Genomic DNA, 24,860 nt, shown 5'->3' with positions numbered 1-24,860 from the left:
ATTTTCCGGTGCCAACGCGGCGAATTATTCATACTTGTAATACTTGCCAGCGGCAGGGTGCTTCGGCTGGGCAACCGGGCAAGGCCCGCAGGATCGAATCTTCGCTGGCAGAGGCAGAGAGGACAACCGCATGGCAACCGCCGAAGAACTGGTGGAGCCGGCATCGGGTTTTGCGATCGTCGGCTATGCGGCGCGTTTCCCAGGTGCGGCAAATGCGGACGAGTTCTGGGAGGTGCTGCGCCAGGGGCGGGATGCGGTGTCGGAGGTCCCCGAGGACCGTTGGGATGTCACGGAGTTCTTCGACCCGACGCCCGGGGCACCGGGAAAGATCGTCACCCGCCGGGCGGGGTTCATCGATGACATAGCAGGGTTCGACGCGCCTTTTTTCGGGGTTTCGACCCGCGAGGTCATGTTGATGGATCCACAGCATCGGCTGTTGCTCGAAACGGCGTGGCAGGCGCTGGAGCATTCAGGGACAGCGCCGATGGCCTTGGAGAACACCCAGACCGGCGTGTACGTGGGCCTCGGGACGCATGACTACCTCGGAATGATGTCGGATGAGCTGGACTACGCCGATATCGAACCATATATGGCTATTGGGACCTCGGCTGCCGCAGGAGCGGGCCGGATCAGCTATCGGCTGGGGCTGCAGGGCCCAGCGGTCACGGTCGATACGGCGTGCAGCTCGTCACTGGTGGCAATCCATCAGGCATGTCAAGCGCTGCGTTTGGGAGAGTGCGACCTCGCGCTGGCCGGCGGCGTGAACGTCCTGATCAGCCCAGGGACCATGATCACCTTTTCCCAGGCGCGAATGCTGGCTCCCGACGGTCGGTGCAAGACGTTCGACGCAGCCGCGGACGGCTACGTACGCGGCGAGGGTTGCGGGGTCGTCGTCGTGAAGCGCCTTGATGACGCGATCCGTGACGGTGACCGGATTCGGGCAGTGATCCGGGGCAGCGCGGTCAATCAGGACGGCGCATCAGGGGGTCTGACGGTCCCAAACGGCATCGCCCAGCAACGGGTCATCACCGAGGCTCTCGGAGTCGCCGGCCTGGCGGCCACCGACGTGGGGTACCTGGAGGCGCACGGAACCGGGACATCCCTGGGCGATCCGATCGAGGTCCAGGCAGCCGCCGCGGTACTCGCCGGCGGGCGCGACTCAAGCCACCCACTGCTGATCGGATCGGTGAAGACGAACATCGGGCATCTGGAAGCCGCGGCGGGGATTGCGGGTCTGATCAAGGTCATTCTGTCGCTCGAACATGAGGTTTTGCCCAAGCACCTGAACTTTTCGAATCCGTCACCGCATATTCCGTGGGACCAATTTTCGGTGCGCGTCGTGCAGGAGGCCACAGCCTGGGAACGCGACGGTCGGCGCCGCGTTGCCGGAGTCAGTTCGTTCGGGTTCTCCGGAACCAACGCGCACCTCATCGTCGAGGAAGCGCCCGATGAGGTAGACCGGGTTGTCGCGGCGCCAGGTCCGCTCGAGCAGCCCGAGGATCGAAAGTTCCACGTATTGCCGCTGTCGGCACGCAGCCCGGCCGCGTTGGCGCAGCTCGCTGACCAATACCGCAATTGGTTGAGCGCACACCCGCAGACGAGGTTGTCGGATGTGTGCCACACCGCCGGAGTCGGGCGATCTCATCTCGAACACCGCGCAGCGTTGGTGGTGCGGTCGACGGAATCGGCCACGGAGTTACTCGGCGCGCTCGCCGACGATCGCCCGGCACCGGGTTTGGTGCGGGGAGTATGCGCTGATAGGCCGAAGACAGCCTGGTTGTTCCCGGGTCAAGGCAGCCAGCTCGCGGGCATGGCCCGACAGCTATTCGAGACTGAGCCGATATTCGCCGAAGCGGTGACCCGGTGCGCCGCGAGTGTCGCTGACGTGCTCGAAAGACCCATGTTGGACGTCATCTTCGACACGGACAGTCCGGATAGCGAAGCCACTCTCCGCCAGACCAGCTACGCTCAGCCCGCCCTGTTCGCCGTGGAAATGGGCCTGGCCCGGCTCTGGCAATCGTGGGGCCTCGAACCTGATGTGGTGCTGGGCCACAGCGTCGGCCAGTATTCGGCGGCCTGCGTAGCCGGTGTGTTCAGTCTCGAAGACGGAGCGTTGTTGCTCGCCGAGCGTGGCCGCCTTTTCGGTAGTTTGCCCGCTGGCGGTCGGATGGTTGCGGTGTTCACTGCCGCGGAGCGGGTCGAGGCCCTCACCGACGAGTTCCCCCGGCTGTCGGTGGCCGCCTACAACGGCGCCAATACTGTGTTGTCGGGGCCAGCCGAAGATCTGGACCGGGCGGTGGCCAGGTTGATGGCCGACGGTGTCCGGTGTGACTGGCTGGATACCAGCCACGCCTTCCACTCCGAGCTGTTGGATCCTGTGCTCGATGAATTCGAGTCGTATGCGAGCCGGCTCGAGTTCGCATCGCCACAAAGGATTTTGGTGTGCAACCGCACCGGCACGGCCCTCGGCAGGAACGTGACGCTGGATGGTCCCTATTGGCGCCGCCATGCGCGGCAACCGGTCGAATTCGCCAAGAGCGTGCACACGCTCGCGGAGCTCGGTTGCGCGGTATTGCTGGAGGTCGGTCCACAACCGGTACTCAGCGCCGCAGCCCTGCGGGCGTGGCCTGACCCGGCAACCGCGCCACGAGCGATCGCGTCGCTGCGTCGCAACGCCGATGACCAACGCCAGATCACCGAGGCCCTTGCCGACGCCTACATCGTCGGCCACGTGCCCGAATTCGGTGCCCTCCAGAAACCGCCCGTGCGTCAGCTCGACCTGCCGACCTACCCGTTCCAGCATCGCCAGTACTGGTTCCATGAGAAGCGGGTCCCACCCACGCAGATCTCCAGCCAGACCTCCCATCCGACATCAGCCGCGCCTACCGAAGCCGTCCGCCTTCTCGAGGATGGCCAGATCGAGGAACTCGCCGCGCTGCTTGACGGAGCGGGCGCCAATCAGCAGACCCTCGACGTGCTGACAAAGCTTGCTGCGCAACACAACCAACAGCGTGACGCACTGTCGGTGGCAGATGCCCGTTACGAGATTCGTTGGGAGAAAGCCACTGCGGCAACCACCAGACAAGCAGATACCGACGAGCGGTCTGCTTGGCTCCTGATCGGTGATCGCGCCGAGGTGATTGAGCCAGTGGTCGACGTGCTGAACGCACGGGGCGACCGACACCAGATCATCGGAGTGCCGACATCCGAGACAGATGAAAACGGGCTCGAGGTCGCGTTGCGCGCCGCGGTGGCAGAGGAATCGACGTTGCGCATCGTGTACCTCGGGGCGCTCGACGACAGTGAGACATCGATGCGGTCGTTGCTGCGGATGCAGCATCGAGTCTTGGTAGGAACCAGGCTCCTCTTCCGGGCTGCGACCGCTGCCGAGCTGCGGACGCCTATCTGGCTAGTCACCCGTGGTGCACAACGAGTCAGCGACTCAGACACCGTGTCGCCGGTGCAGAGCTGCCTGTGGGGGTTCGGTCGCGCTGCCTCGCTGGAGCATCCGCACGTGTGGGGCGGACTGGCAGATCTGTCCGCAGGCGACGCCGACGAGTGGTCGCGCGTGATCGATCAGCTGCTGGCAGCATCACCAGACTTATCCGGCAGGGAAGACCAGGTCGCGGTGCGGGATGACGCGATCTATGTGGCGCGGCTGACGAGACGCGCCGGACAACCGGCCACAACACCGCCGGTATTGCGTGATGACGCAACATATTTGGTGACCGGCGGGCTGGGTGCGGTCGGGCTGGAAATCGCCGGATATCTTGCCGCGCACGGCGCCCGGCACCTGGTGCTGACCAGCCGACGCACCCCCAGCGATGTGACCCAACAGCGCATCGACGCGATGCGTGACCAGTCCGGTTGCGAATTTCGGGTGATCGGGGCCGATGTCGCCGACCCGCACGATGTCGCTCGGCTCATGGCAACCGTGGGATCCGAGCTACCGCCGCTGGCGGGAGTCGTGCATGCCGCCGGCGAGATCGGCAACACCCCACTGCGAACCTTGGACGACGCCGAAGTCGATCGAGTCTTCGCTGGGAAGGTTTGGGGTGCTTGGCATGTGAGCGAAGCAACAGCGGACATGCAGCTGGACTTCTTCCTCAGCACCTCGTCGATCGCCGCGGTGTGGGGCAGCTTCGGCCAAACCGCCTATAGCGCGGCCAACGCCTTCCTCGACGGATTGTCCTGGCGCCTGCGTGAGCAGGGTGTTCCTGGGATCAGTGTCAACTTCGGTCCGTGGTCGGCGGGCATGGCCGACCCTGAAGCCCGTGCGCAACTAGATCGGCGCGGGGTCACGACATTGAAGCCTGCCGACGCACTAGCGGGGATGGCCGACCTCATGGCGGCTCCGGCGACACCCGGGGCACCACCCGAAGCGGCGCAGGGTGTTGTGGCCCAGATCGACTGGGCTCGCTTCCTACCGCTCTACCAGCAGGCGGGAAAACGCGCATTTCTGGCGGAGTTGGAGCGCGAGGTGCCGGACTCCGCGCCCGCACCGGCAGGACCCGAGACCACCCGATTGGTTGAGCGGCTCACCCTGGCTCCGGCCCAACAGCGGAAGAAACTCGTCGTGGAGTACCTGCGCGACGTTGTGGCGGAAGTGACGCGAATCGATAGGGCGGAGATCCGCGAAGAGGCCGGATTCTTCGACCTCGGCATGGATTCGCTGATGGCGGTCGAAATGCGGCGCCGGGTTGAGGAGGCCGTGGGTAGCGAGCTCCCGACGACCCTCGCCATGGACTATCCGCGACTCACCGACGTGGCCACGTATCTGCTTGTCGACGTCCTCGGCATCAGCGAACAGGCTTCCGCCAGTTCAGGGACGGCCTCAGGTGCGCGGCCGGCCGCGGTAGCGGCCTCCGGAATCCAACGGCCCACCGATGAACCGATCGCAATCGTCTCGGTTGCCTGCCGATTTCCGGGCTCTTCCGATTGCGATGGTTTTTGGGACGTGCTGTCCGGTGGTATCGATGCGATCCGCGAGATCCCGGATGACCGTTTCGACGTCGACGAGTATTACGACCCGGATCCAGAGACGCCGGGCAAGATCTACAGCCGCTGCGGTGGATTCCTCGACGGGATCGACGGATTCGATCCGGAGTTCTTCGGAATTTCCCCCCGTGAGGCCGTGTGGATGGATCCGCAGCAGCGGTTGATGCTCGAGATCGCCTGGGAAGGCCTGGAACGCGCCGGGTATTCCCCCGCGGGGTTGCGCGGCAGCCGAAGCGGCATCTTTGTGGGGGTTGCGGCCAACGAGTATTCACACTTGCTGTCCGCCGACCCGGTCGAGAGCATCGAAGCCCATTTCATCACCGGCAATGCGCTCAATGCCATCGCCGGTCGAGTTGCGTTCGCCCTCGGACTCGAAGGACCCGCGATGGCGGTCGATACCGCCTGCAGTGCTTCGCTGGTCGCCGTCCACCAAGCCTGCCAGGCATTGCACGCTGGCGACTGCGATCTGGCGCTGGCTGGTGGGGTGAACGTGCTATTGAGCCCGGCGTCCATCGTTGCCGCTTCGCGGGCACGGATGCTGTCTCCTGACGGACGATGCAAGACCTTCGACGCCGCGGCCGACGGCTACGTTCGCAGCGAAGGATGCGGGATCCTCGTACTCAAGAGGCTGAGCGATGCGGTACGCGACGGCCATCGGATCTGCGCGGTGATCCGTGGTAGCGCCGTCAACCAAGACGGGGCTTCCAGCGGTTTGACCGTGCCCAATGGTGGTGCACAGCAACGGCTTATCTCCGCGACGCTGGCTCGTGCAGGTGTCGACGGTCGCGACGTTGACTACCTCGAGGCGCACGGCACCGGAACGGCGCTGGGTGACCCGATCGAGGTCCAGGCCGCCGCGGCCGTCTATGGTGGCGGCCGCGAGCCGGACCGGCCGCTGCTGATCGGATCGGTGAAGACCAATATCGGGCACCTCGAATCGGCCGCGGGGGTCGCCGGGCTGATCAAGGTCGTGTTGTCGTTGCAGCATGAAGTTCTCCCGCAGAACCTGCACTTTGAGACTCCGTCGCCGCATATTCCCTGGGACTCGTTGCCGGTGCGGGTCGTGGACAAGGCAATCCCGTGGCAGGCCAACGGCCGACCGCGGCGTGCCGGAGTGAGTTCGTTCGGGTTCACCGGCACGAACGCGCACGTGCTGATCGAGGAGGCGCCAGCACAATCGACTCCCGCCGACGAGTACCCGGCAACCGACGTCGTGCCCGACGTCACCGCAGCAACGGAGTCGGACGTGCGCGATGATCCGGTCAGTGTGTTGCCACTGTCGGCGCGCTCGCCGCAGGCGCTGGTGGAGCTGGCGCAGCGTTACGGATCCTGGCTGGAAGCGCACCCAAAGGTCGATATCACCGACGTGTGCTTCACGGTCGGCGTCGGGCGTTCGCATTTCGAACACCGCGCAGCGCTTGTCACTGACACCGTGGCGGAGACTCGCAACCTACTGGCCGAGTTCAGCGAGAACCGGCTACGTCCTGGAATGGTGCGTGGCGAGTGCGCTGACCCGCCGGCGACCGCGTGGTTGTTCACTGGGCAGGGCAGCCAGTACCCAGGGATGGCCCGCGAGTTGTTCGACGCCGAACCCGTGTTCGCCGACACCGTGACACGGTGTGCAGAAGCGACGGACCCCATACTGCCGCGTCCGTTGCTGGATGTGCTGTTCGCCACGGATGGGGGCTCTGGCGACGATGCCGCAGAAACGCTGCGGCACACTTCTTTTGCTCAACCCGCGCTGTTCGCCGTTGGGATGGGACTGGCCAGGCTGTGGCAGTCGTGGGGGATCGAGCCCGACGTCGTGCTTGGGCACAGCGTGGGCCAATACACGGCGGCATGTGTGGCCGACGTGTTCAGCCTCGAGGACGGGGCACGGCTCGTGGCGGAGCGTGGCCGGCTGTTCGGCAGCCTTCCCGAGGGCGGCCGAATGGTCGCGGTGTTCGCCGACGCCGAGCACGTGAAGGAGGTTGCCGACACCTTCCCGCGAGTTTCGGTCGCCGCCTACAACGGTCCCAATACGGCGCTGTCGGGTCCAGCATCCGATCTCGAGCAGATCGTCGCGGCGTGCGGTGATAACGGAATCCGCTGCACCTGGCTGGACACGAGCCATGCCTTTCATTCGGAGTTGTTGGAACCGGTGCTCGGGGAATTCGAATCCTATGCAGCGCGACTACAGTTCGCCACCCCGACCCGGCCGCTGGTCTGCAACCGCACCGGCGCGGTCGTCGCGGCAGACGCCCCGCTGAACGCTCAGTATTGGCGGCGCCATTCTCGCCAGCCGGTACAGTTCGCCGAGAGCGTGCGCACCGTGGCCGAACTGGGATGCTCGGTGCTGATGGAGATCGGGCCGCAACCAGTCCTGACCGCGGCCGCCGTGCAGGTCTGGCCGGAACACACGGCCGCGCCGCGCGCGATCGTTTCCCTACGCAAAGGCGCCGATGCCCGGCGACAGATCGCCGAGGCACTTGCCGCGGCCTACGTCTCCGGACATCGCCCCCACTTCTCTGCACTACACCAGCAACCACGCCACAGACTGGAACTGCCGACCTATCCGTTCCAGCGCCGTCATTTCTGGCCGAAGACTTCCGGAATCGCCGTCGAAGGCACTGCGGCGTCCGGAATCTTGGGTAGTGCAAAGGATCTCGCCTCCGGCGATGCCGTTTACACCAGTAGGCTGTCGATACGATCGCAGCCTTGGCTGTCCGATCACGTCATCTACGGGACGGTTGTCGTTCCGGGTGCAACGTACGCCGCAATGGCCCTAGCCGCGGTCGGAACGCCGGCGCGAGTGCGCGATGTCTTCTTCTACGAGCCGATCATTCTGGGCGACAAGCATTCTCGCGAGGTTCAACTTGCGCTGCATCCGATCGAAGATGGCGGCGGCTGGACCTTCCGAGTACACAGCCGCCCGTACGGCGTCCGCGATGCCGACTGGTCGTTGAACGCCGATGGCACCGTGATCAGTGGCACTACCGATTCCGGCGAAGATCCACCATCGGCGGATTCCATCGACGCCCTACGCGAGCGGTTGACCCGCACGCAGACGACGCATCTGTTCGAAACCTTCGCTGATATGGAGCTGACGTGGGGACCTACCTGGTCCACTTCGCTGAAGTCACTATGGGTCGGTGACGGTGAGGCAGTCGGCGACATTGTCGTCGGCGACGAACTCGCCGAACAGCTCGGAAGCGAGCCCATCCACCCAGTGCTGCTGGACCTGTGCACCGGAATCGCCTTCCCGGCCTTCCCCGCGGTTGTCGCGGCGACCGAACACGCAGGGGCAGTGGCAGACCTGTTCTTGCCCCTGCGGTACGGGCAGGTGGAGCTACGAGGCCCGATGCCACGGCGTTTCTCCTGCCGTGCACGATGGCAGGCTGGCGGCATCGACAGCGAAACCCAAGTGTTCGATCTCGACTTCGTGGATCCCGATGGTCACCACCTGGGCGCCATTCGCGAGTTCACGGTGAAGCGCGCGCCCCGGGAAGCGTTGCTGCGTGGGCTCGGCGGCGATGCAACCCGGCTGCTGTATGCCCTTGGCTGGCATGAGGTGCCGCCGCCGGCCGCAACCGCCGATTCCGCGGCTGCTGAAAGCACGAATGCCACCTGGCTGATCGCCGGATTCGACGAGCTAGCGGCCCAGCTGCCACATGGCCTCCGGTTCCCTGAGCACTTGGATCCAATGGATCCGGCGCATTGGCAGCAGATGTTCGCTGAAGCGCACGAGCGCGGTGCGCCGGTCTCCGGCATCGTCTGGCGCAGCGCCGGACACCCAAGCGCAGAAGAATCGAGCGCCGAATTCGCCGCGCGCCTACAGACTGAGACCGCCAACCTGCTCAGCGCCACGCAAGCCCTGCTCACTGAGGACGCGGTGAAGCTCCCCGGTGGGCTATGGCTCATCACCGAACACGCCGTGGCGACCGAGCCCGGCGAGCCGGTCGACCCGGTGCAGGCGGCGCTCTGGGGGCTCGGCCGCTCGATCATCGCCGAGCAGCCGACCCTGAGGTGTCGATTGGTAGATCACGACGGGTCCGACGGCACCGTGCCGTGCCTGGCCGGCCTGCTCGGCATACCCAGCGCACCCGGAACCGCCGGCCCAGGCGTGCAGGAACCCGAACTTGCGCTGCGACAAGGCAAGTTCCTCGTATCGCGGCTCTTGCCATGGGCACGCAGCGGGCACCTCGCAGTGCCCCGCGCACCTGACTATGTGTTGGCACCGACCGAGCGCGGTGCGATCGACAACCTTCGGTTGACCGAGTCGGAAGTATCACCGCCGGTCGCCAATGAGGTGCAGGTCCGGGTAGAGGCCGCCGGTCTCAACTTCCGCGATGTGCTCAACGTGCTCGGCCTATATCCCGGTGACCCTGGGCCGATCGGCGGCGACCTCTGCGGCATAGTGACGGAACTAGGGCCCGGCATCACCGGATTCGAGGTTGGTCAGCGCGTCTTCGGTTTTACTCCTGGGGCGTTCGCGAGCCGGGTGAATGTGCCGTCGCAGTTGCTAGCACGGGCACCGAAAGATCTCAGCGCCGTAGCCGCGACGAGCATACCCGCCGCCGCACTGACGGCACGGCTCGCGTTCGACTGGGCACAGCTGCAGCCCGGCGACCGGGTGCTTGTCCACGCCGCCAGTGGCGGCGTCGGACTGGCCGCGGTCCAGTTGGCGCGCCAACGCGGTGCGATCGTTTTTGCCACCGCCAGCACCTACAAACGGGCGACGCTGCGCGAGATGGGTGTGGAATATGTCTACGACTCGCGCAGCACCGACTTCGCGGATCAGATCCTTGCGGACACCGACGGTGCCGGCGTTGACGTGGTACTCAACAGCCTGACGAACGAGGGCTTCGTCGCCGCGACTGTGCGGGCGACGGCACAAGGCGGCCGGTTCGCTGAGATCGCCAAGCGGGATATTTGGACGCATGCGCAGATGGCGGCAGCGCGTCCCGATATCGCCTACGAAATCGTCGCGCTCGACGTGACCATGGTCCAAGACCCGGAGCGTATCCGGGGATTGCTTGCTGACGTGTCGGACTGGCTGGCCACCGGTGAGATAGCGCCGCTACCCGTCGAGATCTATCCGCTCACGGAAGCCAAGACCGCGTTCCGACGCATGCAGCAGGCCCGCCACATCGGCAAGATCGTGCTGCAGATGCCGAATCCGCTACAGCCGCACGACAATCGGAGCTATCTGATCACCGGCGGTCTCGGTGCGCTAGGCCTGCACACGGCGTCGCATCTGGCCCAGCTCGGGGCAAGTGACATCGTATTGGCCAGTCGCAGCACGCCCGACGCCGACGCACAACGGGCAATCGCCAACATCATGGAGCGCTACCGGTGTCGGATTCACACGTTCGCGTCCGACGTCGGCGACGAGACCCAGGTCGCAGAGTTGTTGGAGCTGATCAGGGCGGAGTTGCCACCGCTCGCGGGGGTGGCGCACCTGGCAGGTGTGCTCGACGATGCGCTGCTACCACAGCAGAATCCGGCACGTTTCCGCACGACTCTGCTGCCAAAAGCGTTGGGCGCCTTCCACCTACATCGGTTGACGAAGGATGACGACCTTGAGTTCTTCATCATGTACTCGTCGGCCTCGAGCGTGCTCGGCTCACCCGGCCAGGCCAACTACGCGACGGCCAACGCACTACTTGACGGGCTAGTTGCCTACCGCAAGGCGCGTGGCCTCCCCGCGACCAGCGTCAACTTCGGCCCCTGGGCCAAGGGCGGCATGGCCACCTCGCACGCCGCGCAGGCCAATCTCGGAGCCCAAGGCCTGGTTCCGCTGGAACCCACCGCCGCCCTCAACGCGCTCACCGAGGTACTCGCTCACGGAACCGGCCAGGCGACCGTGATCAAAGCGAATTGGCAGCGTGCCGCGAAGGCGCTAGGCGGTTCTCGCCCAGCGATTCTCGACCACGTGTTGCCAAGCGCTGTCGCGGCGGCATCCGGCGACAGTGAGCTGCTCCGGAAACTGCACGAGGTGCCCGAGGCGCAGCGCGCCAGTTTCCTGACCGAATTCCTCCAGCAGGAGGTGCAGAGTTTCCTGCGGCTCGCGCAACCGCCGCCCGCAACCAGCCGGTTCCTCGATCTGGGTACGGATTCGCTGATGGCGGTCGAACTCCGCAACCGGTTGTTCGGCCAGTTCGGTGGCGCGTTCACGATCAGCGCTACCGCGGTGTTCGACTATCCCACTATCGGCTCGCTGGCCGAGTACCTCGCCGGACAGGTGCCGGAGTCGGCCTCACAATCGAACCCCGGATCGAGCACCGAGTCGAGCGCAGAATCGAGCGCAACGGAATCCGGTGGAGCGCCCGAGCCCACAGAATGATCGATACGTAATTCGATTGAGGTCAACACCAATGGACTACCCGAGCGACCCTTCGGTGCACGCTGAATCGTCGAGTAATTCAGCAGATGCGCTGTCGGCGCACCTGGCCGACGACCTGATGTCCACGTCCGCCGGTGAGTGGCACACCTTCTACGACTTGCTTAGCCGTCGCCTGGAGACCGCCGGATTGGCCCCGGTATCGTTTTTCTTGAATTACGGCTACGTTCCGACGGATTCCAACAATGAATCTTCGTTCACTATTCGTGACGGCACCTTCAATGCCGACTCGGTCCGGTTGGTGTTCGAAGTTATCGGCTCGCTTGACCTCAATGGCCGCACAATCGTGGATATCGGATGCGGCCGCGGAGGCACTGCCGCACTTGTCGCGGATAATTTCAAGGCGCACGTGACCGGCGTTGACATGTCGTCAGAGGCGATCGCATTCTGCCGCAAGACACACCTCAACCCGTCGGCCCACTTCATGGTGGGCGACGCATTGAATATTCCGCTGGACGATGCATCCTGCGATGTCATCATTAATCTGGAGTCCTCGCACTCATATAGCAATCTGACCCGATTCCTGGATGAAGTCCGGAGGATCAGTCGTCCCGGTGCCTGGTTCTTGCATTCGGATCTACTTGGCGTTGAGGACTGGGACCACGTCCGAATGCGTTTGAAGGCACTGGGTTTCATAACCGAATGCGACCGCGATATCACCGCCAACGTATTGGCAGCCCGCGATCAAGCCAGCGATAGTTGGGATCGAGTCTTCGGCGACGGGAGTCCTCGCGTCGCCAACTTTCTTGCACTACCCGGGTCTTCGATGTACGAGCAGCTGCGGGCGCGCACCTGGGAGTACCGAATAGTCAGATCTCACGTGCCCGCTGTTTAGATCGCATCGATGACAAGATGTCGGAATCGCTCGATGCTGTCGAGGACATGCGCCAAACTGTCGCCGGGTAGCCCAACATGCACCCAGGTCACTCCGAGTGCCGTAAGTTCTTCCAGGCCAAGCAGGTAGGCATCCGCATTGAAGTCGTCGCCGGCGAGGCGACCGCCCTCGAGGTTGGTGAACGTGATGTCGATTCCCGACCAATCCCGCCCGACCGCGTCACATTGACGCCGCAGGTCGTCGATGCCCTCGCCGAGTCGATCCATCGAGTCGATCGCTGCCGTGCCAGCAGCCTGGGCCAACTGTGCGGGTGCCGGGAACGGACACCAGCCGTCACCGTATCTCGCCACTCGCCGGCGGGCAGCACCCGTATTGCCGCCGATCCATATCGGCGGCCTCGACGCAGTGCCGGGCTGGGGATGCACGGTGATTCCGTTGGCGCTGAAATGCCGACCCTCGAAAGAGATGTCATCGGCGGTCCACACCCTGCGGATCAGCTGCAGTGCTTCCTCGAACAGTTCGGCGCGTTCGTCAAAATCCACGCCCAATGCCGCGAATTCGCGTTTGAGATAGCCCACACCCACCGCGAGGATAAAACGGCCGCCGGACAAGAGGTCCAACGTGGCCGCAGACTTGGCCACCAGGAACGGGTTTCGATACGGCAGCACGACGACGTTGGGAATCAAATGCAGAGTCGTGGTCCGAGCCGCGGCGAAACCCAAGGCCGCAAAAGGATCGACGGCGTCGTGCCCGCCGGTCTGCAGCCATCGGTGCGATGGGGCCGGATGGTCGGTGAAGCCGAAGCCATGAAACCCAGCCGCTTCGGCGGCCGCGGCCACCTTCGCGATGCTGTCCCCGCTGAGCAGTTCCGGGTTGTAGGGATGACTGTGCATCGGGTAGGTAATGGTGAAGCGCATAGCGGTTACAGGCGAGACCGGGAATCGATCGACGTGTCGCTGGTGCGCATGGGCCGGATCAAGGCTTCCTGGGCAAAAGACGCGACCAGCTCTCCTTCTTCGGTGTGCACTGTGCCCCGGACATACGACATCCCCGCGCCTACGTGGGTGCTCTCGTGCGCGTACAGCAACCAGCCGTTCCAGCGCACCGGCTCGTGAAAGGCCACCGAGATCGTCATCGGCGCGGTGGACACGGTGCGGTGAGCCTGGCTGGTACCGATACCCGGGTGCGCGCGCATCGTGGTGGCAATCCCGAGATGGCCGGTGAAGTACGCGACGAGTGCTTTGGCGAGGTCGTCACGCGTGGGGATTGGGGCGTAGCGCACCCAAGCGTAAAGCTCCGGCGGCCCAACCTCATCGGGGCTGTTGACGTCGACAACGTCGACGAGCCGCAGTTCGCGGCCAGACATTCCCATCCCGCAGTGGTTGGCATCGGCCGGGGCGGCCACCTCGGGCCGGGGCAGATGGTGGCGAATCACATCGGCGGTCGGGACATCGGAGAGCACCGTCACGTTCAGGCAACGTCGGCCATTCTGGTGCGCGGCCACGATCGCGGTAGCGGTGGACCGACCCTCGTGCACAACGTCGATGACGAGCTCAACGGGTGGGCCGACAGTCACGGCGCGGGAGAACACGCCGTGTATCGACCGAACCGACTTGTCGGGAAATCGTTTCGCTGCAGCGACGATCGCCTGCGCCACTAGCTGGGTGCCTTCTACCACCTGCCGGCCGTCGTGACCCGCTCCGTTGGCAGCAGTGTCGCCAGTGAACCGGTCGGGACCAGCGGCCCGCAGGTCGAAGAGCTCGAGCAAGCCGGCTAAGGACCACTCGGCCTGACCCGATTCTTCCGAATCTGTCGTCACAATCAGCCCACCTCTCGCCATCCATTGACCGGCAGGTCGCGGTAGCAGCTCACGGCACAGCGTGATACTTCGGGCACGGTTTGTAAAGGGAGCCCCCAGTGCCGGTCGCGTTGACAGCGGCACCCGACGTACATGACACTTTTCCCGTGTTTTGTAAAGGTCCGGTGTTTGGCAAGGGTCCGGTGTTGTGTCGAGGCATGACCGGATGATCCAGACGCGGCGGGCCGCGCTGGTCGCGACCAAGCCCTCGGCCCGGGCACACCGGCCGGCGAGAAGGCAGTGATGAGTTCCCCGGCGGATACGGCCGACACGTCGACTCGCCAGCGGATTCTGACCGCAACCGCCCAGGTTCTGGGTCGCAACGGCCAAACCAAACTCAGTCTTTCCGAGGTCGCCGCCGAGGCCGGGGTCTCACGCCCCACGCTCTACCGCTGGTTCGCGTCCAAAGACGACTTGCTGTCCGCCTTCTCGCACTACGAGCGGCAGGTATTCGAACGCGGTTTGGCCAGGGCCACAGCAGGATTGAAAGGTACGGACAAGCTCGACGCCGCCCTTCGATTCATCGTTGACTACCAGCATTCCTACTCCGGAGTGCGCATGGTCGATGTCGAGCCCGAACACGTCCTCACGCAGGTCGCCGGCGCCATTCCGGAGATGCGAGCGGGTCTCCAACGGCTCCTTCCGGGACCCAACGCCGCGGTGAAAGCGGCAACGGTGATCCGGATCGCGGTATCGCACTATCTGGTCCGAAGCGACGACGCCGATCAGTTCCTTGCGCAGCTGCGCCACGCCGTCGGGATCAAGATGCCGGTGGACGCCCTGCCACCAGTTCAGTCGAACAATACCGCGGCATTGAGGTAACCCGTCGGGTCCAACGCCGCCTTGATCGTTCGCATTGTCGCGATGTCTGCGGCCTCCCGGGACATGCCGAGATAGGGGCGCTTGCGGCTGCCCACCCCATGTTCAGAGCTAACGTTGCCGCCGCTCCCGGCGATCAGATCCATCATCGCCGTGTAGAGAACCGGCTCGGCATCGAGCGGGCAGCGCAGCACGTTGAGGTGCAGGTTGCCCTCACCGACATGGCCGAACAACACCGGAAGCGCGTCGTCGACGAGTCCGCGGACCAACGCAACCGCGTCCCGGGCGAATCCTCCGATCGCAGACAAGGGCAGCGAAACGTCGAACTTCAGCGGTGGACCGTACACGCCCAGCACCTCGGCGAGGGATTCGCGAGTACGCCACAACCGTTGTCGTGCAGCAACATCGATGCCCACCGCGGGTGACCCACGCAGCGCCACGCCCGCGAGCAGGTCGCCGAGTCGACCGACCTGGTCCCAGTCGGCCGCCAGCTCCACCAAGAGCAGCCAGTCACCCGCCACCGGGGCGCCCACCCCGAGATGCTCCGCGGACAGCGCCACCGCCCGCCCGTCGATCAACTCCAGCGCAGCTATACCCTCAACGTCCCGCAACACCCGCCCGGCATCGACAAGCGCCTCGAGATCGTCGAATCCACAGACTGCCGTCACCCGGTGCGACGCCGCTGGGTATAGGCGCAGATCTACTGCGGTGATAACCCCGAGCGTGCCCTCGGCACCGACGAACAACGCCGGCAGGTCGTAGCCGCTATTGTCGTGGCGCACCAGGCTGTGCCGGCGCAGCACAGATCCGTCGGGCAGCGCCACGTCCAGGCCGACGATTTGTTCACTCATATTTCCGTAGCGGACCGTGCGAAGGCCGCCAGCGTTCGTCGAGGCCATGCCGCCGACCGTCGCGGTGTCGCGAGCCGACAGGTCCACACCGAACACCAGGCCGGCAAAGGTCGCCGCGCGCTGGACCGCCGCCAGAGTGGCTCCGGCACCAACCCCGATGCGCCGCTCGACGGTGTCCACATCACCCACGGCGCAGAGGCGCTCGGTAGACAGCAGCACGTCGTCGTTCTCGGGAACGGTGCCCGCCACCAAAGATGTACGGCCGCCCTGCACGGTCACGTGGGCTCCCGCGTCGCGGCACAGCCGCAACACGGCGGCGACCTGGTCGGCCGAACCCGGCCGCACAAGGGCGCTAGCCCGGCCCCGATATCGGCCAGTGTGGTCGGTGCTACAGCCCGCCAGGATGTCCGGGTCGGTGATGACGTGGCTCGACCCCACGACGGTCGCCAGGCCCTGCGGAACGCTCACGCTCATGGCGTCGATGTATCAGCGGACACGGAAAGTGTCCGTGTCATTGGCATGGTCATAGGCATGGTGTGCCGCACCGCAGCCAGAACAACGGCCTGAGCTTCAATCGTCGGCTCGGCGCCATGACCGACTGAACACGGGCCGGATGTCTTCCGGCCGCAACAACTCGCCCCGATACACCACAGCCGTGACCGCTTCACGGATGGCTCGCCTGCGTCGGAGTGCGGCCAGCGCCCCGGACGGCCACCAGTTGACCCGGCCGACCAGTGCGGAGACCGCTGGAACGGTGACCGTCCGTACTAGGAAGGTGTCGAGCAGCAATCCGACTCCGACGACGAATCCGACCTGAGCCACGGCGGTCATGCTGCTGAACAACAGACTGAACATCGATGCCGCGAAGATCACGCCCGCGGCGGCGATCGCTCCTCCCGTCGAGGTCGCCGAGCGAATGACACCGGAACGGATCGCATGTGGGAATCGGTCATGGATGCGCGACGTCAGCAGCACGTTGTAATTGGCACCCAAAGCGACCATCACCAGGAAGGCAGCGCCCGGCACGGTCCACGAAAGCGGTTGGTGCAACGCGAGTTGGAACACTACGACCCCGATTCCGAGGGCCGCCAGGTAGGCGACGATTGCCGATCCGAGCAGGTACAAGGGCGCGACGACAGCGCGCAGCAGCATGATCAGGAACGCCAGCACCACAACGATCATCGCGATGCCTGCGTATCTGAGGCTATTGCCCGAATAGTCGTGCACGTCGCGATTCACCACCGGCAGGCCGGCAATCGAGATGGTTGCGTCTGCCAAGGTGGTGTTCGGTTGCGCGCTGCGGGCCGCATTCTGGATCGCATCTACCTGAGCCATGGCGGCCGTGCTGAATGGGCTTAGTTCCGATTGCACCACATAGCGGACCACGTGGCCGTCCTGCGACACCGTCGCCGCGGCGACCTTCTTGAAATCGGGAGAGGACAAGGCTTGCTGCGGGATAAAGAAGCCCGCCATCGATGGTTGCGAGGCGTCGCTCTTGATCAGGCTCAGGATCTCTCCTGCTTGATCGAGGCCGACGCCCATGGTCCTGGTTCGCTCGACGAGCGCTTGAACGCCTTCAGCCAGTTCGTTGGATCCGTGTGCGAGACCGGTGGCGGCCGTGAGCCAGGTATCGATTTGCCGACGCAATTCGGCCGTCCCGTGGATACCCAACGACCGCACGGCTTCGATAGCGGTACGCACGAACTCCTGAAGCTTGCGCACCGCCTGATCGAGATTGCCGTCAAGGTGGACTGCCTTCAATTTGCTGCCAAAATCGCTGATCGTGGCGAACGTGCCGTCGTCGCGCGCACGGACCAGCCCGACCAGGTACGCTCTGGTCGCCGAGCACGACGCGTTGACGTTGCACAGCGGACTGGCATTGAGGCCATCCACCACCGGCACCAGCACGTCGAAAAAGCCGCGTTGGTCGGCCAGGCTCACGCCCAACATGTCGCCAATCAGGTGCAGATTATTCCCCAGCGCCAGCGCAGCATCGATAAGTTCGAGCGTTTTTGCGCTATCGATTTGTTCGGCCAGGTCGGCCGCCGCATCGACGAGAGCGCCGACCATCCCTAATGATTTGTCGGCGGTGGCACTGATATTCGCGAGCGTGTCCGCGAGCACCCGCGAACCCTGGCTGAGCGAGTCGAGCTGGCCGTCAGTGTCCGCGATGTGGTCGGCCGCGCCCGACAACTGCGTGCCGATCCGGCCGGCCTGATAGGAAACCTTGGCCCGTTCGAGTGGCTGCCCGGTGGGCCTTGTCAGGCCGCGAACCGAACTCACGTCGGGTACCTGGCTCACCCGCCGGGCCATGAGCTCCAGGTCCGCGAGCGAACGCGCCGTCCGAAGATCATGGGGCGAGCGCACCAAAAGGTATTGGGGGATCGCCGAATTCGCCGGAAAGTGCTGATCCAATGTGGCGTATCCACGATTGCTCTCGGAGCTGGACGGGAGCATGTTGCGGTCGTCATGGTCGGGCCGAAGGAAAATGGTGCCGGCCGCCAACGCAGCCAGGACGACCAAACTCGGCACCAGATGGCGAACGGGGCGCCGCACGACATTGACCGCCGAACGGCGCCAGAGCTGGCCGGTACGGTCCCGGCTCGGTGCGACCCAGCCGCGCCTGCCCGCCAGGCAGAGCAGGGCCGGCAGCAGGGTGATCGTCACCAGAAAACCAACCGCCACGGTGACTGCGAGCGCGAGCCCGACGTTGGAGAACACGCCTAGCCGGGCGAATCTCATGGCCACGAACGTGACACCTAAAGTCGCCGCCCAGGCCGCCAACACCTTGCCCGTGCTGGTGAGCGCGCGCCGCACCGCGTCGTCAGACGACGACCCGGCCTTCAGGTACTCGTGGTAGCTGTTGGTAAGCAAAACCGCATACCCCGTGGCGGCACCCATCATGATCACGGTCATGAACATGAGGGTTCGGCTGGACACGACCAACCCGAGCTCAGCAAGACCGGCAACGCTTCGATGCGCCACCACGTTCGAGATGCCAATCGTGGCCAGGGACAACAAGACGGTTACCAGATTGCGGTAGACGATCAACAGGACAGCCAGCACGACTATCGCGGACGTGATTCCGATCACGTGCACTTCGTGCTCTCCGTGGGTTGCCATCTCGCTGGCGGTTGCGGCGGGGCCGGCGAAGTTCACGGTGAGCGAGGTATCCCCGGTATCCGAGGTGTCAGCTAGGGCGGCCTTGACGGTCGAGACGACGTGCTTATAGATGCCACCAGCTGCAGGCGTACCCGGATCACCGGCGAGGCTGACCGGCAATATCCACGCTTTGTTGTCGGCGCTGGTCATTAAGTCGCGCATGTCCGGCTTTGTCACGAAGTCCTGCAACGCCACCACAGAGTGCTTGTCGGCGGACAACGTGTCGACGATCTTCCGGTAGACCGCCTCGTCGCCGGGGCTCAGGCCCCGATCGTCGGTCAGGACCACCAAGAGAAGGTTCGAAGATCCCGACTCGCCATAGGCATTGGCCATTGCCTGCGCGGCCACCTTGGATGGCACGTCCGATGGCAGCGGCGCCACGAGATTGGAGTTGCCCATCTGTCGCAGCGACGGAAGCGTCAGCATCAGCACCGCCGAGACAACGATCCAGAAGCCAATGATTGTTGCCGGCCGGCACACTGCAAGCTCGGCTAACCGGCGAAACCCGACGGTGTCGGCCCATCCGACGCGCGAGGACTCCTCACGGCTACTGGTCGCTACCACCTGAGCCGGCGCAACCGGCTCTTCGACCGGCGCACCGCTCTGGCTGCGCCGAACGCCACCGAAAATGCGGCTACCGACACCGAGAATGCGGCTACTGACGAGAGTCACGATCGCGCCTCATGGTGGGGAATACTCAGTCGCCGCTATCGCGTGCCGGTCGGGTCCGGCGCGCGGAGGTTCGCATCGGGGATCTCAATTCTGGAAAGGTCTGATAGCGCCAGCATTAACGGCTCGGTGAGGGGTGCCACCGGCGAACCCGGACCAACTTCGCCATCAAATGGCGAACGTGGCGGCAGCGGCCCATTCGGAATCCCCAAGACATTCGGGTTTGGGGCCGCTCCATCGAACAAACTCCGCAGCATTGCGACGACGTCCGGTGCCACCTGCGGATTGCGAGCGACCGGGGTTGCGGATCGCGCCGCAGGGGCAGGCGACGTCGTATAGCTCTCTTCCACTACACCGCGGGGCATGGAGGCGGGCGCTGGCGGCACCGATACAGGTGGCGTGGATGCCGTTGCGCCCGGCGAAAATCCGTTCAGACCAGGAATAACCAACGGCTGCCCGGTATGGGCGCCAGGCTGCCCCGCCGTGGCGACCGTGCTGGGCCGGGCGATCGGCGCCGGCGGATTAGCCGAGCTTGCCGCCAGCCGACTTTCCCCGGACCCGGGCTGGTCGGGCGGAGAAAGGCTGGGGGCAGCCGAGTTGGTAAAGGCGAGCGTTGTCGATACCAGAAAGGTCACGACCGCCCCGATGAGCACGGCGCTGAGGGCGTGCGCCGAGGTGAGTGCCCGCCGATTCCGAAATGGCAGCACAAACGCGGGCTCCCGCTCGATCTCCGAGCCGTCATCCAACGACGCCAATCTCGCTGTGCGCGGAACGAATAACAGGGGCTGCGTGGGCCCGTCATCGGGCACAGGCAGGGTCGCGTCCTCCCGCGTTGTCGCCTGGGCAGTGTCGCTGTCCGGAGACACCCTTGCGGCGGTTGGACACGTCGCGGCGATGGCGGCACCTCGCGCAAGAGCGAAGCCGGCCTCTGCGGGCGCCACCACCGCAAGCTCGGATACTTCGTCGAGTTGGGTGACGACCTCGTCCACGTCACCATCGGCCCCAGCCACAAACACCACGTCAGGTTCGTCCGGTAGGTGCGAAAACATTGACACCGCAAGGCTTTTCGGCGCCTCCCCGAGCGTGAACCGGCCCCGGTACACCTGGCTGATCATGTGCAAAACGGCACCGCTGTCGCTCGTAGTGGCGGCGGTAGCGATCGCCGAATCCGACTCCACGACAAACACCGCCGGGCGACGGCTGCCCGAGGACTCCGCGAGCTTGCCGGCAAATGCCTCGGCCGCGTCGATCATTGACACCGAGACGATGTTGCTGATCCCCAGGTTGGCGAGCGATTCCAAAGCCAGCGACGCTTCGGTGTCGAGATCCTCTGTCCAGGTGACCCCGACCCGCGCCAGGGTGTGGCCTCGGGCCACAGCTATCGCCTGGGTGCCGAGAACAACCGAAACCACGTGCTCGGAGATGCTGGGCGCCGAAACCCCGCCGGCACGGCTTACCTCAAACTCGTCGTGCTCCAACGTCGCACCGGATCCATCTGGGCCTTCTACCAGCAGAAACCGGACCGACTTCACGGACATCGCCAGGCCTAGTGTCAGCTGCACCAAGAATCTCCCCTCCGCGCTGCTACATAGGGTGTGATCTGACTCACCCCCCGCGAGTCATTCCTAGCTTTGTCCCTAATTGCCACCCACTCTCTCATCTGCGGACCGAGTCTGCACCGGTTTCGCGCGGAGTGGCGGCCCCACGAGCTGGCTCTTGAGCCGCCAGCTGTGACGCGTGTTTACTTTTGTGAAAATTGGGGACAAAGTGACTAGTGAAAGGCTACACGTCTCCCAGCAATCCGGCGAACGTCCGGACCGCGCGGTGATCCCGGTTACTCGCTCAGCTGGTGGGCTCAGCTGGCAGGCTTAGCTGGTGGCCAGAATTGCCCGCACTGGGTTCCATCCGTCTCAGAGGCCCCGACCACCGGCGTTCGGCGCCTCTGAGACGGATGGAAGACGAATGCACGACGAGCGTGATGACCCTCGCGAGGCGCGGCACGAACGGAGCGCTTGGCGAAAACGCCAGACTTCCCGGCGGATAGGCTCTACGCTCTGCGATACCCGCGCTGATCGCTGTGAGCAAGGAGGATCTAGGCGATGACGCATGTGGTCGCGAACGCCGACATGCTGGCAACGGCGGCCAACGCTGTGGCGAGGATTGGTTCGACTATCGATGCGGCCGGCGCGGCCGCCCTCGGCCCCACAACAGCAGCTTTGGCGCCCGCCATCGACGAGGTCTCGGCAGCGATCGCCGCCCTGTTCCAGACGCATGGCCTGGAGGGTCAAGCGATCATCAGGCACGCAGCGGCGTTCCATCGCGAGTTCAATCAGGCCTTGGCCGCGGCGGGGAACGCTTACGCGCAAGCTGAGGCCGCGAACGCGGCAGCCGTTTCCAACGCGCTGGGCGCGCTCAGTGCGCCGCTCCAATCCCTGCTGGAACGCCCGTCCACCGGCACCATTGCGCCCGGTAGCGGCAACGGTCTGCAAGCGATGCTCGCGCAGGCAGCCACGGGCGAATTGACGGCCTTGATCATGGGCGGCACCGGGAATCCCCTACCCATTCCCGAATATGTAACGGCCATCAACAACAACTACATCCAGCCGCTATTGCCCGGGGCCAACGGACAAGGGCTCTTCACGCCCCAGGAATTCTGGCCGAACAATCCCGAAGTCGGCGACATGACGTTCAACCAGTCGAACCGAGAAGGCCTAAGGCTGCTGCAGGCCGCGATCAATACCGAACTGGCCTTTGGGAATAAGGTCAACGTGCTGGGCTATTCGTCGAGCGCTACGATCGTCCACGAAGCCATCCTCGATTTCATGGCCATGGGAACCGGCGCGCCCGATCCCGGCGACCTCTCGTTCCTGATGCTCGGCAGCCCCCACAATCCCGTTGGCGGCTTGTTCGCGCGCTTCCCCGGCTTTTACATCCCGCTGCTGGACGTGCCATTCAACGGTGCGACCCCGGCGGACAATCCCTATCCGACCGCCATTTACAGCATGCAATACGACGGCGCCGCCCATGCCCCGCAATACCCGCTCAACCCCTTCGCGACCCTCAACGCCTTATTCGGCTTCCAATTCCTCCACTGGCAGCACCCGTGGCACTCGCCAGAGGTGCTTGCGAGCGCTCAACTGTTGCCGACATCGCCGGGTTACACCGGCAATACCGACTACTACATGCTCACCACCCAGAATTTGCCGTTGCTGGAGCCGATTCGTCAGATCCCGTATATCGGACAACCGTTGGCCGAGATGATCCAGCCCAGCATGCGGGTACTCGTGGACTTGGGCTACGCCGACTACGGACCAACCGGCAACTACGCCGACATACCCACCCCTGCCGGGATCATCCAGATTGTCGACCCGTTCGCGCTCGGGTACTACCTGACCCTCGGGGCGGTGCAGGGGCCCACCGGTGCGCTGGTCGATCTTGGATTCTTGCCCGAGTCCTTCCGGCCCGATATTTACCCCTACGTTCCCTCACTATCGCCTGGTCTGAACGTGAGCTTTGGCCAGTCGAGTGTGACCGGGATTTCTCTGCTCACCGGCGCCGTCGGACCATTACTCGAACTGATTCCGCCACCCCACTAAGGCAGCAACCGCCGGGGCCGCCGGCCCGCACTTCGAGAATGGCCGGGCGCCAAGCGATTCGACGCCCGCGCCGACCGGCGGGCCGTCGGAAGCGTCCATTCGCCGAACTCGGCCTGGCGTGACAAGCCCAGAAAAGCTGGCCCAATTACCGGACGTAGGGGCGGGACCGTTCTACTGTCGGTTACGTGCTCACTACCCCCGAGATCTTGGGGACCGCGGCCACCGAGGTCGACGGGATCGCTGCGGCGATCCGTGCGGCCAATGCGGCTGCGACAGGCCCGATATCCAATGTGCTGGCAGCGGCCGGCGATGAGGTGTCTGCGGCTGCGGCGGCGCTGTTCAACGGATACGCCGAGGAGTACCTGGCGATCGTCAAGCATACGGCGGCGTTCCACAGCTCGTTTACCCAAACATTGGCAGGCGCAGCAGCGGCGTACGCGCACGCCGAGGCGGCCAACGCTGCCGCAGTCTCACACGCAGTGAACGCGGTGAACACACCGATCCAATCGCTATTGGGGCGCTCGCCAGTCGGCGAGTCCGGCGGCATCAACACACCCGCCACGGCGAGCGCGGCGGCGCTGGAGGACCCGATCGTCGCGTTGGTCATGGGCCACACCAGCCTCCCGCTACCGGACGCGGAGTACGTCACGGAGATCCTCACCAACTACATTCAGCCCGTCTTCCCAGGGGCCATCGGACAAGCCCTGTTCACGCCCGAGCAGTTCTGGCCGGTCACCCCCGACCTCGGCAACCTGACATACAACCAGTCCGTCGCCCAAGGCGTGCCGCTGTTGCACAATGCGATTACCACCCAGCTGGCCGCAGCGAACGACGTGGTTGTCTTTGGTTTCTCGCAGAGCGCGGCGATAGCCCACTATGAGATCAACGCGCTGATGGCACTCGGTGCGGGCGCCCCCGATCCCAGCGACCTGGCGTTCGTGCTGACCGGTCATCCCAACAACCCCGACGGCGGGCTCCTCGCACGTTTCCCGGGCTTTTATATCCCATTCCTCGATGTGTCATTCAATGGGGCGACTCCCGCTGACAATCCTTACGCCACAACGATTTACACCGCCCAGTACGACCCCGTCGCCCACATGCCCCAATACCCGCTGCATATCCTGTCGGATATCAACGCCATCATGGGCTACTTCTACGTGCACAACACGTATCCCGGTCTTACGGCCGCCGAGCTAGCCAACGCTGTGCCGCTACCGACGTCTCCGGGCTACACCGGCAACACGGAATACTTCATGCTCCTGACCCAAGATCTGCCGCTGCTGCAGCCCATTCGCGACATCCCGGTTGTGGGTCCCCCGCTCGCCAACCTGATCCAGCCGCAGCTACGCGTTCTGGTCGACTTGGGCTACGCCGACTACGGACCAGGCGGCAACTATGCCGATGTGCCCACCCCCGCCGCTCTGTTCTCGGTACCCAACCCGTTCGCTGTCAGCTACTACCTGCTCAAAGGGTCGCTACAGGCACCGTACGGCGCCATCGTCGACATCGGGGTAGACGCTGGCCTTCTCGGGCCCGAGTGGTTGCCGAACACCTATCCCTGGGTGCCCTCGACAAGCCCGGGCCTGAACTTCTACTTCGGCCAGCGGCAAGTGACGGCACTATCGATGCTCAGTGGCGCCCTCGGCGACGTATTTCGGCTGATTCCCCCGCCAGTCTTTCCGTGAGCGGC

The 24,860-nt window shown here is 64.7% G+C and carries 10 protein-coding genes; 5 read left to right on the top strand and 5 right to left on the bottom strand.

The window, feature by feature from the left end; all coding sequences use genetic code 11:
- The first annotated feature begins 130 nt into the window (after nt 1-130).
- Nucleotides 131-11,323, top strand: a complete 11,193-nt coding sequence (locus tag F6B93_RS01460) for a type I polyketide synthase (protein ID WP_211697401.1) — start codon at nt 131-133, stop codon at nt 11,321-11,323.
- 31 nt (nt 11,324-11,354) lie between these two features.
- The gene (locus tag F6B93_RS01455; RefSeq protein ID WP_211697400.1) at nt 11,355-12,215 is read left to right on the top strand and encodes a class I SAM-dependent methyltransferase; all 861 of its coding nucleotides are present in this window, start codon (nt 11,355-11,357) and stop codon (nt 12,213-12,215) included.
- Here the strand turns inward: F6B93_RS01455 and F6B93_RS01450 are convergent.
- Both F6B93_RS01450 and F6B93_RS01445 read right to left on the bottom strand, forming a co-directional pair.
- The gene (locus tag F6B93_RS01450; RefSeq protein WP_211697399.1) at nt 12,212-13,132 is read right to left on the bottom strand and encodes an LLM class F420-dependent oxidoreductase; all 921 of its coding nucleotides are present in this window, start codon (nt 13,130-13,132) and stop codon (nt 12,212-12,214) included. The genes F6B93_RS01455 and F6B93_RS01450 overlap by 4 nt on opposite strands.
- Nucleotides 13,133-13,137: 5 nt before the next feature.
- On the bottom strand, nt 13,138-14,055 hold the full coding sequence (locus tag F6B93_RS01445; RefSeq protein WP_211697398.1) for an acyl-CoA thioesterase: 918 nt from the start codon (nt 14,053-14,055) through the stop codon (nt 13,138-13,140).
- 261 nt (nt 14,056-14,316) lie between these two features.
- On the opposite strand from F6B93_RS01445, the gene F6B93_RS01440 reads away from it, so the two are divergent.
- Nucleotides 14,317-14,895, top strand: a complete 579-nt coding sequence (locus F6B93_RS01440; protein WP_211697397.1) for a TetR/AcrR family transcriptional regulator — start codon at nt 14,317-14,319, stop codon at nt 14,893-14,895.
- Here F6B93_RS01440 and F6B93_RS01435 read toward each other — a convergent pair.
- The 3 genes from F6B93_RS01435 to F6B93_RS01425 all read right to left on the bottom strand — a co-directional run bounded on the left by F6B93_RS01435 (nt 14,865) and on the right by F6B93_RS01425 (nt 21,136).
- Nucleotides 14,865-16,217 (bottom strand): FAD-binding oxidoreductase, encoded by a 1,353-nt coding sequence (locus F6B93_RS01435; protein WP_211697396.1) that lies wholly within the window; start codon nt 16,215-16,217, stop codon nt 14,865-14,867. The genes F6B93_RS01440 and F6B93_RS01435 overlap by 31 nt on opposite strands.
- 96 nt (nt 16,218-16,313) lie before the next feature.
- Nucleotides 16,314-19,577, bottom strand: a complete 3,264-nt coding sequence (locus F6B93_RS01430) for an MMPL/RND family transporter (RefSeq protein ID WP_211697395.1) — start codon at nt 19,575-19,577, stop codon at nt 16,314-16,316.
- 35 nt (nt 19,578-19,612) lie between these two features.
- The gene (locus F6B93_RS01425; RefSeq protein WP_211697394.1) at nt 19,613-21,136 is read right to left on the bottom strand and encodes a DUF7159 family protein; all 1,524 of its coding nucleotides are present in this window, start codon (nt 21,134-21,136) and stop codon (nt 19,613-19,615) included.
- A 537-nt stretch (nt 21,137-21,673) separates the two neighbouring features.
- Here F6B93_RS01425 and F6B93_RS01420 point away from each other — a divergent pair.
- Together F6B93_RS01420 and F6B93_RS01415 are read left to right on the top strand one after the other, a co-directional pair.
- On the top strand, nt 21,674-23,170 hold the full coding sequence (locus F6B93_RS01420) for a PE family protein (protein WP_211697393.1): 1,497 nt from the start codon (nt 21,674-21,676) through the stop codon (nt 23,168-23,170).
- Between the two features lie 185 nt (nt 23,171-23,355).
- Entirely contained in the window at nt 23,356-24,855 is a 1,500-nt protein-coding gene (locus F6B93_RS01415; RefSeq protein ID WP_211697392.1) for a PE family protein, read from the top strand.
- The last annotated feature ends 5 nt before the right edge of the window (nt 24,856-24,860 follow it).

The organism is Mycobacterium spongiae (assembly GCF_018278905.1).
GTDB classification, from domain to species: domain Bacteria; phylum Actinomycetota; class Actinomycetes; order Mycobacteriales; family Mycobacteriaceae; genus Mycobacterium; species Mycobacterium spongiae.
Note: the sequence above shows the minus strand (reverse complement) of the source record. Positions and strands in the feature narration are given on the sequence as shown.